At 71.8% G+C, this 11,671-nt stretch carries 12 protein-coding genes; 4 read left to right on the forward strand and 8 right to left on the reverse strand.

What is annotated here, in order from left to right; all coding sequences use genetic code 11:
* Positions 1–9: 9 nt before the first annotated feature.
* Positions 10–804 (forward strand): carbohydrate ABC transporter permease, encoded by a 795-nt coding sequence (locus OG896_RS17160; RefSeq protein ID WP_329374084.1) that lies wholly within the window; start codon positions 10–12, stop codon positions 802–804.
* Positions 805–859: 55 nt separating this feature from the next.
* On the opposite strand, the gene OG896_RS17165 is transcribed toward OG896_RS17160, so the two are convergent.
* Positions 860–1,477 carry a TetR/AcrR family transcriptional regulator gene (locus tag OG896_RS17165; RefSeq protein ID WP_329366407.1) on the reverse strand — a complete coding sequence of 206 codons (618 nt, stop codon included), beginning with the start codon at positions 1,475–1,477 and terminating at the stop codon, positions 860–862.
* 97 nt (positions 1,478–1,574) lie between these two features.
* Here OG896_RS17165 and OG896_RS17170 point away from each other — a divergent pair, with 97 nt between their 5' ends.
* Positions 1,575–2,519 (forward strand): alpha/beta fold hydrolase, encoded by a 945-nt coding sequence (locus OG896_RS17170; protein ID WP_329366409.1) that lies wholly within the window; start codon positions 1,575–1,577, stop codon positions 2,517–2,519.
* 30 nt (positions 2,520–2,549) lie between these two features.
* Here the strand turns inward: OG896_RS17170 and OG896_RS17175 are convergent, their stop codons facing one another.
* The 4 genes from OG896_RS17175 to clpB all read right to left on the reverse strand — a co-directional run bounded on the left by OG896_RS17175 (position 2,550) and on the right by clpB (position 7,267).
* The gene (locus tag OG896_RS17175) at positions 2,550–3,017 is read right to left on the reverse strand and encodes a PASTA domain-containing protein (protein WP_329366412.1); all 468 of its coding nucleotides are present in this window, start codon (positions 3,015–3,017) and stop codon (positions 2,550–2,552) included.
* A gap of 200 nt (positions 3,018–3,217) precedes the next feature.
* Positions 3,218–3,823: a GNAT family N-acetyltransferase gene (locus OG896_RS17180; protein ID WP_329366414.1), complete on the reverse strand. Its 606-nt coding sequence runs from the start codon at positions 3,821–3,823 to the stop codon at positions 3,218–3,220.
* A 241-nt stretch (positions 3,824–4,064) separates the two neighbouring features.
* On the reverse strand, positions 4,065–4,640 hold the full coding sequence (locus OG896_RS17185; RefSeq protein WP_329366416.1) for a YbjN domain-containing protein: 576 nt from the start codon (positions 4,638–4,640) through the stop codon (positions 4,065–4,067).
* Positions 4,637–7,267 (reverse strand): ATP-dependent chaperone ClpB, encoded by a 2,631-nt coding sequence (gene clpB, locus OG896_RS17190; protein ID WP_329366417.1) that lies wholly within the window; start codon positions 7,265–7,267, stop codon positions 4,637–4,639. Before clpB ends, OG896_RS17185 begins: the two co-directional genes overlap by 4 nt.
* 146 nt (positions 7,268–7,413) lie before the next feature.
* Here clpB and OG896_RS17195 point away from each other — a divergent pair, with 146 nt between their 5' ends.
* Both OG896_RS17195 and OG896_RS17200 read left to right on the forward strand, forming a co-directional pair.
* Positions 7,414–8,793 (forward strand): cytochrome P450 family protein, encoded by a 1,380-nt coding sequence (locus tag OG896_RS17195; protein ID WP_443057069.1) that lies wholly within the window; start codon positions 7,414–7,416, stop codon positions 8,791–8,793.
* 47 nt (positions 8,794–8,840) lie between these two features.
* On the forward strand, positions 8,841–9,248 hold the full coding sequence (locus OG896_RS17200) for a pyridoxamine 5'-phosphate oxidase family protein (protein ID WP_329366419.1): 408 nt from the start codon (positions 8,841–8,843) through the stop codon (positions 9,246–9,248).
* Positions 9,249–9,341: 93 nt separating this feature from the next.
* Here the strand turns inward: OG896_RS17200 and OG896_RS17205 are convergent, their stop codons facing one another.
* The 3 genes from OG896_RS17205 to dnaJ form a co-directional block, all read right to left on the reverse strand.
* Positions 9,342–9,848 carry an FBP domain-containing protein gene (locus OG896_RS17205; protein WP_329366421.1) on the reverse strand — a complete coding sequence of 169 codons (507 nt, stop codon included), beginning with the start codon at positions 9,846–9,848 and terminating at the stop codon, positions 9,342–9,344.
* A gap of 124 nt (positions 9,849–9,972) precedes the next feature.
* On the reverse strand, positions 9,973–10,449 hold the full coding sequence (locus tag OG896_RS17210) for a heat shock protein transcriptional repressor HspR (RefSeq protein WP_328467299.1): 477 nt from the start codon (positions 10,447–10,449) through the stop codon (positions 9,973–9,975).
* 4 nt (positions 10,450–10,453) lie between these two features.
* Positions 10,454–11,647 (reverse strand): molecular chaperone DnaJ, encoded by a 1,194-nt coding sequence (gene dnaJ / locus OG896_RS17215; RefSeq protein WP_328467297.1) that lies wholly within the window; start codon positions 11,645–11,647, stop codon positions 10,454–10,456.
* Between the last annotated feature and the right edge of the window lie 24 nt (positions 11,648–11,671).

Raw genomic sequence — 11,671 nt, forward strand, 5'->3', positions numbered from 1 at the left:
TACGCGGTCATGGTCGTGCTCGCGATCCCCTTCGTCTTCCCGACCTGGTGGATGATCACCTCCTCCCTCCTGCCGGAGAACGAGGTGCTCGGCTATCCGCCGAAGCTGCTGCCGCTGCACCCGCAGTGGTCCAACTACAAGACCGCGTTCGCGAACTACCCGCTGGCCCACCAGTACCTGAACAGCCTCTACATCGCGCTGCTCGTCACCGCGGGCACGATGGTGGTCGCGTCCCTGTCGGGGTACGCCTTCGCCCGCATCCCCTTCCCCGGCAACAAGGTGCTGTTCCCGCTGATCCTCAGCGGCCTGCTGATCCCGACCGAGGTAACCGTCATCCCGCTGTTCAAGATGGTCGACCGGCTCGGGCTGACCAACACCCACTGGCCGCTGATCGTCATCCCGATCCTCGGGGCGCCGAGCGTGCTCGGCACCTTCGTGATGCGGCAGTTCTTCCTGGCCGTCCCCGACGAACTCGAGGACGCCGGCCGCATGGACGGTCTGAACCGGTTCGGCCTGTACTTCCGGGTGGCGTTGCCGCTGGCCCGGCCGGCGCTGGCGTCGGTGGCGATCTTCACGTTCCTCAACAGCTGGAACATGTACCTCGAACCACTCGTCTACGAGACCGACAAGCGCAACTACACGCTCCCGGTCGCCCTCACCCAGTACACCGACGCCTACGGCTCCCACCTGTGGAACGTCCAACTCGCCGCCTCCGTGACGACGGTCGTCCCCGTCCTGGCCGTCTTCATCGCCGCCCAGCGCCACTTCGTCGAAGGGCTCGCGCAAACCGGCCTGAAGGGCTGACCGACACGCCCCCCGACTCCGGTTCGCCCGCGACAGGGCGTCGGCGGGCTCGGGCTCAGGGGTTGGGGGCGGGGGTCGGGGTCGGGGTGGGGGTGGGGAGTGCGTGGGCGAGTGCGCTGATGCTGATGTCGACGATCGTGTGGAGTTGCCGGCTGCTCGTGCCGGCTCTGCTCATCACGGCCAGCGACTGGTTGACCGCCGCGAGGTGGACCGCGAAGGCGTCGGCATCGGGGTCGGCCAGGTCCGCGGCGGTCAGGGCGGTCCGCAGCCGGGTGCGCTGCATGGCCAGGGCTTCGATCGCACGCGCGGCGATGGCGGGGTTCAGCACCGGTACCGCCATCGCGGTCTGGGCGACCAGGCATCCGTCCGGCACGTCGGGGTCGGCGATGCGCGCGAGCGTGACCTCGAAGAAGGCCCGTACCGCCCGCAGCGGTTCCTCGGACGCGGCCGAGAGGGCCTGGTCGTACCTGCCTCCGTACCGCGTGGTGTAGCGGTCCAGGCAGCGCAGGTAGAGCGTGTCCTTGTCGCCGAGCGAGGAGTAGATGGAACTGCGGTTCAGTCCGGTCGCCCGGGAGAGGTCGTCGAGGGAGGTGTCGGCGTATCCGGCTCGCCAGAACCGGACCATCGCCGCGTCGAGTGCGGTGTCCACATCGAACTGCTTCTTCCCGGCCATCACGCACGCACCTCGTCGACGAGCTCGGGCCACTTCGTCGCGGCCCCTGCCCATCCTATCTTGAACTGATCGGTTCAAGATAGGTTAGGCTCGCGGCATGACCGACACCGCGACCACCGAGAACCGCTCCCCCGGGCAGCACCCGATCTCCGGGCTGCCGCTGCACGACCTCGCGGGCTTCGGCCACCGCTGGGTCGACGCCGGAGGCATCCGCCTCCATGCCGTGGAAGGGGGTCGGCCGAGCGGCCCCGCCGTCGTCCTGCTCGCCGGGTTCCCGCAGACCTGGTGGGCTTGGCGCAAGGTGATGCCGGGCCTCGCCGAGCGGTACCACGTGATAGCGATCGACCTGCCGGGGCAGGGCCACTCCGACCGTCCTCCACACGGCTACGACACGCACACCGTCGCCTCGCGCGTCCACGCCGCCGTGACCGCGCTCCACGTGGAGGAGTACTGGCTCGTGGCCCACGACATCGGGGCCTGGGTCGCCTTCTCGCTGGCCCTGGCGTACGAGGACCGCCTGCACGGTGTCGCCCTGCTCGACGCCGGCATTCCCGGTATCAGCCTCCCGGACGCCATCCCGACGGACCCCCAACGCGCCTGGAAGACCTGGCACTTCGCGTTCCACCTCGTGCCCGACCTGCCCGAGACGCTGCTCGCCGGTCGCGAACGCGACTACGTCGACTGGTTCCTGAAGGCCAAGACGCTGTCCCCGGACACGTTCGACGACGCCGAGATCGACCACTACGCCGCCGCCGTCGCGGCGGAGGGCGGGCTGCGGGCGTCGCTCTCGTACTACCGCGCCGCCGCGGAATCGGCGCGCGGGAATCATGAGGCCCTCGGACGGCGGCACTTGGCCGTCCCGATCCTGGCGGTCTCCTCGTCCCACGGCTCGATCCCGGACATGGCCGCCTCCATCAGCCCCTGGGCGGACCACGTGACCGGAGCCGTCATCCCTGGTGCCGGGCACTTCATTCCCGACGAGCAGCCCGACGCGGTGGTGGGCGCGTTGACCGCGTTCATCGATCGCGAGCGCGTCGGGTAGGGCGGGAGGCGGTCCTCAGGCCCCGTCGGGTCAGGCGGCGCAGATGGTCAGGTCGACGGTGTCGCCCTTGTGGACGACGGTCGGGGCGTGCGGGGAGACCGCGAGCACGGAGGTCGGCTTGCAGCCGCGGGGCGACGCCTTGGTGACGGTGCCGATCTTGAGCTGAGCCTTGTCCACCAGCTCGGCCCTGGCCATGTCCAGGCTGAAGCCGGCCAGTTGGATCGGGATGTCGCCGTACTGCACGGTGGTGACGTTCCCGTCGGCGGTGGTCTTGTGGGCCGCCGTGGCGGCCGGCCGCGAGGTGTGCGACGGGTGCGAGGTCTGCGAAGGGTGCGAGGTGTGCGGGCCGCCGCCTGCGGCCAGGGCGGTGCCGGCACCGGCCAGGACGAGTGCGGTGGCGATACCGGCGACGGCGGTGGCCCGCTTGCGACGGGCTCCGCGCGCGGTGGTGGCGGTGCCGGAGTGCGGCGCTTCGGCGCTGTTGGTCGAGTCGTTCATGGCGTTCACCGGTTCCTGCTCGAAGGGGGTGTCGTCCGTGCTGCGTTCACCCCTTCCCGACGCGGCAGCGGTCCCGTCTGCTGCACGCCCCCGATGAGACCTGAGTCACAGTCACAGGTCCGGGCTCAGCCGTACGCACCGCCCGGCCGCCCGACCCAGCCGCTCCGCCGCTCCGCCGCTCGGTTCGGCCGCAGGTCCGCTCAGTCGAAGGGCCGCGCGGACGGGTCCGTGGCGAGCCGGGCGTGCAGGTGGCAGTCGTGCCGCTTTCCGTTCGGCTCGACGAACGCCTCCCGCATCACGCCCTCCTCCGCGAACCCCGCCCGCAGGGCGGCCCGGCAGGAGCCGACGTTGTGCAGGACGTGGTCGAGGACGATCCGGTGCAGTCCCAGGCCGCCGGCGTAGGCCGGGCTGAAGGCCCAGTCCGCGGCGGCGTCCAGAGCGCGGGCGGTGACCTTGCGGCCGCGGGCGGCGGGCGTCACCCAGTACCCGGCCACCGCCTGGTCGGGCACCCGGTGCACGTCGCGCAGGCCGAGGTAGCCGATCATGACGTCATCGGCCGGGTCGGTCACGGCGAACGCCGCGGTGCCGGTCGACCACGCGGTGAGGCGCGCCGACAGCCACACCGTGGCGCGGTCCTTCGGCGGTGCGTCGAGCACCGCCATGCCCGCGGCCCACTGGAGCACCTCGCCATCGGTCATCGCCCGCGCGACCGCCGGTTCGTCGGACGCGACGACGGGGCGCAGCACCAGCCCGTGGGCACGCAGGATGGTCGGCGCCGTCAGATCGGCGCCACGCGGAGAAGCCATGGCCAACACCTTACTGACCCACCGCGCCGGACACGTACGCCCGTTCGGTTGCGCCGACGTTCGGCGCCCGCACGCTCAACGCACGCACGCTCAGCGCACGCACGTTCAACGCACGCACGTTCAACGCACGCACGGGCGCCCGGGACGTCGTACGCGTGCGTGCGCGTACCTGCTTCGTCCCGGGCGCCCGTGGAGGTGCGTGTGCGGGTCCGGACGATTCCTCGCCCGGCGCTTCCTACGTTCAGCCCTCGGAGCCGTCGCCCGAGTCACCGGAGCCGGAGTCGGAGCCGCCTTCGCCGTCGCTGTCGTCGCCGGCCGCCTCCTCCAGGCCCAGCCGCTCACCGAGCCACTTGTTGAACTCGATGGACGCCTGCACCCAGCTCACCGTGGTGGCCACGAAGTGGTCGAGGTTGACGCCCATGCCGATGAGCATCTGGGCCTCGCCGACGAGGCGGACGGCGCCCTCGTCGTCGGTGTTCGTGTAGACCTTCGGCCACAGCGTGAGGTGGTTCCACTCGTCGATCGCCTCGTGGAGCTGTGCCTTCTCGTCGACGGAGTACGTGCGCTCGTAGAACGTACGCACCGCGAAGACGTGCTGCTGGGCCTCGCCGCGGAACATGAAGTAGGTGCGGAACTCCTCCCACGGCGCCAGGAGGTCGTCCTCGTCGTCGATGGCGTGCTTGAGCCCCATCTGGTCGAGGAGCTGCTTGACCAGGTCCTGGTCCGGGATCACCACGTTGGCGGTGGGTCCTCCGCTCGGCTGGTCGGGTTCCGGCTGGCTCCCGAAGTTCGGAATCGAGGAGGGGTCGATGCTCACCGTGAGGGTTCCCTTCGTGACGTTTCCCCGCCATCCTCCCCCATGACGATGAGCCCGTCGACCGCCCGGTCCACCCGGACGTTCTGCCCGTCCAGCACCTCTCCGGCCAGGATGGCGCGGGCCAGCGGGTCGCCGATCGCGGTCTGGATCAGCCGGCGCAGCGGACGGGCGCCGTAGGCGGGGTCGTTGCCCTCCTCGGCGAGCCAGTCCAGGGCGCCGTCGGTGATGTCCAGGGTGAGCCGGCGGTCCCTGAGCCGCTCGGCGAGCCGGGCGGTCTGCAGCCGCGCGATCCGGCGCAGCTCGTCCTGGTCGAGCGCGGAGAACACCACGATGTCGTCCAGCCGGTTGAGGAACTCCGGCTTGAAGGAGGCGCGGACGGTGGCGAGGACGTTCTCCTTCTTCTGCTCCGGGTCCAGCTTGGGGTCGACCAGGTACTGGCTGCCCAGGTTGGAGGTGAGGATCAGGATCGCGTTGCGGAAGTCGACGGTACGGCCCTGGCCGTCGGTGAGCCGGCCGTCGTCGAGGACCTGGAGCAGGACGTCGAAGACCTCCGGGTGCGCCTTCTCCACCTCGTCGAGCAGCACCACGCTGTACGGGCGGCGGCGGACCGCCTCGGTGAGCTGGCCGCCCTCCTCGTACCCGACGTATCCGGGCGGGGCGCCGACCAGCCGGGCCACCGAGTGCTTCTCGCCGTACTCGCTCATGTCGATGCGGACCATGGCCCGCTCGTCGTCGAAGAGGAAGTCGGCGAGCGCCTTGGCCAGTTCGGTCTTGCCGACGCCGGTGGGGCCGAGGAAGAGGAAGGAGCCGGTGGGGCGGTCAGGGTCGGCGATGCCGGAGCGGGAGCGGCGCACCGCGTCGGAGACGGCGCGGACCGCCTCGGTCTGGCCGATCAGCCGCTTGCCGAGCTCGTCCTCCATCCGCAGCAGCTTCTGCGTCTCGCCCTCCAGCAGGCGGCCGGCGGGGATGCCGGTCCAGGCGGCGACGACGTCGGCGATGTCGTCCGGGCCGACCTCCTCCTTGACCATCTTCTCGTCGGCACCCCTGGTCTTGGCCTCCTGCTCCTCGCGGGTGGCCTCCTCCAGTTCCTCCTCCAGCTTGGGCTTCTCCCCGTACATCAGCTTCGACGCGGCCTCGAAGTCGCCGTCGCGCTGGGCCCGCTCGATCCGGGTGACGATGTCGTCGAGCCGCTCCTTCAGCTCGCCGACCCGGTTCAGGCCCTGCTTCTCCTTCTCCCAGCGGGCGGTCAGGCCGCGCAGCTCCTCCTCGCGGTCGGCGAGGTCCTTGCGGAGCTTGTCCAGCCGCTGCACGGAGCCGGGGTCGGTCTCGTTCTTGAGCGCCATCTCCTCCATCCGCAGCCGGTCCACCGAGCGCTGGAGCTCGTCGATCTCGACCGGCGAGGAGTCGATCTCCATCCGCAGCCGGGACGCGGACTCGTCGACCAGGTCGATGGCCTTGTCGGGCAGGAAGCGGGAGGTGATGTAGCGGTCGGAGAGCGTCGCGGCGGCGACCAGCGCGGAGTCGGCGATCTGCACCTTGTGGTGCGCCTCGTAGCGGCCCTTGAGGCCGCGCAGGATCGCCACGGTGTCCTCGACGGTCGGCTCGGCGACCAGCACCTGCTGGAAGCGCCGCTCCAGCGCCGGGTCCTTCTCGATCCGCTCGCGGTACTCGTCCAGCGTGGTGGCGCCGACCATCCGCAGCTCGCCGCGGGCCAGCATCGGCTTGAGCATGTTGCCCGCGTCCATCGCGGAGTCGCCGCCGGCGCCCGCGCCGACGACGGTGTGCAGCTCGTCGATGAAGGTGATGACCTGCCCGCCGCTGTCCTTGATCTCGGCGAGCACCGCCTTCAGCCGCTCCTCGAACTCGCCGCGGTACTTCGCCCCGGCCACCATCGCGCCCAGGTCGAGGGAGACCAGCCGCTTGTTGCGCAGGCTCTCGGGCACGTCGCCCTTGACGATGCGCTGGGCCAGGCCCTCCACGACGGCGGTCTTGCCGACGCCGGGCTCGCCGATCAGCACCGGGTTGTTCTTGGTCCGGCGCGAGAGCACCTGGACCACCCGGCGGATCTCCTGGTCCCGGCCGATCACCGGGTCGAGCTTGCCCTCGCGGGCGGCGGCGGTGAAGTCGGTGCCGTACTTCTCCAGCGCCTTGTAGGTGCCCTCCGGGTCCTGGCTGGTCACCCGTTGCCCTCCCCTGGCGCTCTCGAACGCCGTCAGCAGCGCCTTGGCCTTGGCGCCCGCGGCGTTGAGCAGTTCGCCGGCCGGGCCGCCCTTGACGGCGGTCCCGATCAGCAGGTGCTCGGTCGACACGTACGCGTCGCCGAGGTCCGTGGCGCGCTGGGACGCGTCGGCGATGACCGCGAGCATGTCACGGTTCGCCTGCGGGGGTGCGACGGTGGCCCCCTGTACCGACGGCAGGCTCTCCACCAGCCGCTCCGCGTCGGCGCGCAGCGCCGCCGGGTCGGCGCCGGTCGCGGCCACCAGGTCGAGCACGTTCTCGTTGTCCGTGCCGCTCAACAGAGCGAGCAGCAGATGCGCGGGCGTCAGGTCCGGGTTCCCCTCCGCGACGGCCTTGGCGTTGGCGCTGTTCAGCGCTTCCCGGCTCTTGTTGGTCAGCTCGGCTTCCACGGGCGTGCTGTCCTCCTCATTCGATCGTCGCTACCATGTACCTCAACCTGATCACAGGAACATGAAGCAAGTTGAGTCTATTCCACTCAAGGTGATTCCGGGCACAGGTTCGCGCACCGGTTCGGGGCACCGTCTCGGGAGGACCCATGAGCTCGGCACACCCGACGGATTCCCGGCCGACCGGCCCGACCGAGCCCACGGAGTCCACGGAGTCCACGGAGTCCACCGGCCCAGCCGGCGCGACCGACCCCGCCATCCCGACCGGCCCCGCCGGCACGACCGACCCGGCCGGCCCCGCCGACCCGTATCCGATGGACGCCAGCGGCGCGTCCGTACGGGCCGACGCCGCCATACTGCGCGAGCGCGCGGCCGCCTGTCCGGTGATGCTGCCCGACGGTGTCCCCGGCATGATCGTCTCCCGCTACCGGGAACTGCGCGATTTCCTCGCCGACCCCGAAGTGGCCAAGAACGCCCGGCACTTCGCCGCACTCCAGGAGGGCCGTATCCCGGACCAGTGGCAGCTCAACGCCTTCGCCCTGGTCAACGGGATGACGACGGCCGACGGCGACAGCCACCGGCGGCTGCGGGGGCTGGCCACCAAGGCGTTCACACCGCGCCGGGTGGCCGCCATGCGCCCCTGGATCGAGCGGCTGGCCGGCGACCTGGTGGCCGAACTGCCCGGCCGGGCGGGCGAGGACGGCGTGGTGGACCTGCGGGCGCACTTCGCGTACCCGCTGCCGATGGGCGTGATCAGCGAGCTGCTCGGAGTGGACCCGGCGCACCGCGACCGCCTGCACGACCTCACCCACCTCCTGGTCAGCACCTCCAGTTCGGCCGCCGACGCGATGGCCGCGCAGCGCGCGATCCACGGCGTGCTCGCCGATGTCGTCGCCGAGCGCCGGGCCCGCCCCGGCGACGACCTGACCAGCGCGCTGATCGCGGCCCGCGACGGGGACCGGACGGACGGCGCCGAGCGGCTGAGCGACGAGGAGGTGACCGGCACCCTGCTGCTGATGATCGTCGCCGGGCACGAGACCACGCTCAATCTCATCACCAACGCGGTGCGCGCCCTGTGCGGCCACCCCGGTCAGCGCGACCTCGTTCTTTCGGGTGAAGCCTCCTGGGACGCGGTGATCGAGGAGACGCTGCGCTGGGACAGCCCGGTGGCGAACTTCCCGTTCCGCTACCCCACCACCGACATCGACGTGGACGGCACCAGGGTGCCGCGCGGCACGCCCGTGCTCGCCGGGTACGCCGCCGCCGGACGCGACCCGCGCGAATACGGCCCCGACGCGGGCCTGTTCGACATCACCCGGCCGCCGGGCACCCGCCACCTCTCTTTCGGGCACGGCGCCCACTACTGCCTGGGCGCCCCGCTGGCCCGCCTGGAAGCCGCGGTCGCGCTGCGCACGCTGTACGGGGCGTATCCGCGGCTGGCGATGGCCGTGGACGAGGACGAGTTGCCGCCACTGCCGGGCTTCGTCGGCAACAGCGTGGAGGAACTGCCGGTCCGGCTGGACGGTTGAGCCCCGCGCGGGCAACGCCACCGCGCCGACGGGCTACGGTTCCTCCCATGGCCCGCCGTGACCCCCGCTCCCCCGACGCCGGATTCCTCGACTTCTGGCGCGAGTACCACCTGTGCACGCTGACCACCAGCCGCCCCGACGGCTCCCCGCACGTCGTCCCGGTCGGCGTCACCTACGACCCCGAGGCGGGGCTCGCCCGGGTGATCACCAACACCGCCAGCCGCAAGACGGCGAACGTGCGGGCCGCCGGGCCGTCCGGCGCCCGGGTCGCGGTCTGCCAGGCGGAGGGCCGCCGTTGGGCCACCCTCGAAGGGCTCGCCACGGTCAGCGCCGACCCGGAACGCGTCGCCGACGCCGTACGCCGCTACACCGAGCGCTACGACCGCACCCCCGCGTTCAACCCGGACCGCGTCGTCATCGAGATCGCCCTCACCCGCGCGATGGGCAACGCCTGACGCGTCCGCCCGACGCCGCGCACTCGGTTGCGGGCACCCCGGGTTCGGGTGATCCGGGTTCGTGCCGCCGGTTCAGGCCGCGCGGGCGCCGGTTCAGGCCGCGCGGGCGCCGGTGACCTTGGCCAGGAAGGCGTCCAGGTTGCGCAGGGTGCGCTCCACCTGCTCCTCCAGCGTCAGGGTCTCCTCCATGCGCTTGGCCAGCACCGAGGTCTTCTTGCCCCGCACATACAGGGAACAGGCCAGGTCGGCGCACATGTAGATGCCCACGGTGTTGCCCTGCCGCCCGGCCGGGCCGGCCAGCGGCGCGGCCAGCAGGTCCACCCCGCCGCCGGAGTGCCCGGTCAGGCAGATCGAGCACAGGCTGCTGCGCATCAGGTTCCTCCGTGCCCCCGGCGCGATCCGCAGGGTGATCCCCAGCGGCCGCTCCCCGCCGGTCACCACGTACGCGCGGTCCGGCGCGCCCGGGTCCCGCCAGCCGAAGAAGTCGAGGTCGCCCCACGGCACCTCCGCCAGGTCCCGAGGCAGCCTGCTCCGCTTCGCCTCCCCCTTCGAGCAGTTCACGAAGGAGTCCCGGATCTGCGCTTCGCCAAGTGGGTCCATGGCATCCGAAGCTAACAAGCGACCCGCGGGGCTGTCGCCGCATTTACGGCCGGCAACGTGCGGCACCCGCGCCCCCGAAGGGACGCGGGTACGGCAACGGCAACGCAGGTTCCCAGGGCAGGCTCTAGCCGTCCCGCTTGGGACGCCACACCACCAGCGCGCTCGTGTGCTGCACGTCCTGGTACGGCACCAGGTCGCGGCGGTACGACGCGTGCACCGCGGCCTCACGCTGCTGGATGACGGCGGCGGCGCCGTCGACGGCGGCGGAGAGTTCGGCGACCCGGGCCTGGAGCGCGGCGACCTGGTTCTCCAGCTCGATGATCCGCTTGATGCCGGCGAGGTTGATGCCCTCGTCCTGCGAGAGGCGCTGCACCTCCCGCAACTGCTCGATGTCGCGGGCCGAGTAACGGCGCCCGCGGCCGGCCGCGCGGTCCGGCGAGACCAGGCCGAGGCGGTCGTACTGCCGCAGGGTCTGCGGGTGCAGCCCGGACAGCTCGGCCGCCACGGAGATCACGTAGACCGGCGACTCCTCCGTCAACTGGTACGGATTGCGGCCGCGTCCCATCCGGGGCCCGGAGACCCCGCCGCCGTCGATGCTCATCCGCTCACGCTCCCTTTGCGGCCTTGAACAACTCCGCCCGCGGGTCGAGGTCCGCGGTCGCCTCACGGTAGGACTCCAGCGCGTCCAGCGCCTTGCCCTCGGTCCGTGCGGGCACCGCCACCTCGACTGTGACGAGCAGATCGCCGCGTGAACCGTCCTTGCGCACCGCGCCCTTGCCCCGGGCCCGCAGGGTCCGGCCGTTCGGCGTGCCGGCGGGCAGCTTCAAGGTGACCGGCGGCCCGCCGAGGGTGGGCACCTTGATCTCGCCGCCGAGCGCGGCCTCGGTGAAGCTCACCGGGACCGTGACCGTCAGGTTGGCGTCCTTGCGGCCGAACACCGGGTGCCGGCCGACGTGCACGACCACGTACAGGTCGCCGGCCGGTCCGCCGCGCTCGCCGGGGGCGCCCTTGCCGCGCAGCCGGATGCGCTGCCCGTCGGTGACCCCGGCGGGGATGCGGACCTGCATGGTGCGCGAACTCTTCGCCCGGCCGCTGCCGTGGCAGACCTCGCAGGGGTTCTCCGCGATCAGACCGCGGCCCTTGCAGTCCACGCACGGGTCGGTGAGCGAGAAGCCGCCACCGCCGCCACGGGAGACCTGCCCGGTGCCGACGCAGGTCGGGCACACCCGGGGCGTGCCGTTCCTGTCGCCGGTGCCGGAGCACGCCTTGCAGGGCGACTGCGAGGACATCCGCAGCGGGACGGTGGCCCCGTCGACGGCCTCGGTGAAGCTGAGCGTCACCTCGGACTCGATGTCCTGGCCGCGGCGCGGCTGCACGCGGGTGCCGCCGCCCCGGTTGAACAGGCCGCCGAACACGTCGCCCAGGCCGCCGCCGAAGCCGCCGCCCTGGCCGGTCGTGGTGGTGCCGCCGGGCCCCTGGGCGCCGCCGAAGAGGTCGCCCAGGTCGAAGTTGAACCCGCCGCTGCCACCCGCGCCGGGACCCGGCCGCATGCCGCCGTTGCCGAACAGCGCGCGGCCCTCGTCGTACTCCTTGCGCCGCTTGGTGTCGGAGAGGACGTCGTTGGCCTCGGAGATCTCCTTGAAGCGCTCCTCGGCCTTGGCGTCGCCCTTGTTGGCGTCGGGGTGGAACTCCCGGGCCAGCTTGCGGTACGCCTTCTTGATCTCGGCGTCGGTGGCGTCCTTGGGGACACCGAGGACCTTGTACAGGTCCTTCTCCAACAGGTCCCTACTGATGCTCATCCTCGGCGTCCCTCCTCTCCGTCA

The sequence above is a fragment of the Streptomyces sp. NBC_00669 genome (assembly GCF_036226785.1).
Classification (GTDB): Bacteria; Actinomycetota; Actinomycetes; order Streptomycetales; family Streptomycetaceae; genus Actinacidiphila.

Coding starts and splice junctions, on each gene's coding strand:
- OG896_RS17160 (WP_329374084.1), top strand. CDS start 10: ATGGTCGTGCTCGCGATCCCCTTCGTCTTCCCGACCTGGTGGATGATC.
- OG896_RS17165 (WP_329366407.1), bottom strand. CDS start 1,477: ATGGCCGGGAAGAAGCAGTTCGATGTGGACACCGCACTCGACGCGGCG.
- OG896_RS17170 (WP_329366409.1), top strand. CDS start 1,575: ATGACCGACACCGCGACCACCGAGAACCGCTCCCCCGGGCAGCACCCG.
- OG896_RS17175 (WP_329366412.1), bottom strand. CDS start 3,017: ATGAACGACTCGACCAACAGCGCCGAAGCGCCGCACTCCGGCACCGCC.
- OG896_RS17180 (WP_329366414.1), bottom strand. CDS start 3,823: ATGGCTTCTCCGCGTGGCGCCGATCTGACGGCGCCGACCATCCTGCGT.
- OG896_RS17195 (WP_443057069.1), top strand. CDS start 7,414: ATGAGCTCGGCACACCCGACGGATTCCCGGCCGACCGGCCCGACCGAG.
- OG896_RS17200 (WP_329366419.1), top strand. CDS start 8,841: ATGGCCCGCCGTGACCCCCGCTCCCCCGACGCCGGATTCCTCGACTTC.
- OG896_RS17205 (WP_329366421.1), bottom strand. CDS start 9,848: ATGGACCCACTTGGCGAAGCGCAGATCCGGGACTCCTTCGTGAACTGC.
- OG896_RS17210 (WP_328467299.1), bottom strand. CDS start 10,449: ATGAGCATCGACGGCGGCGGGGTCTCCGGGCCCCGGATGGGACGCGGC.
- dnaJ (WP_328467297.1), bottom strand. CDS start 11,647: ATGAGCATCAGTAGGGACCTGTTGGAGAAGGACCTGTACAAGGTCCTC.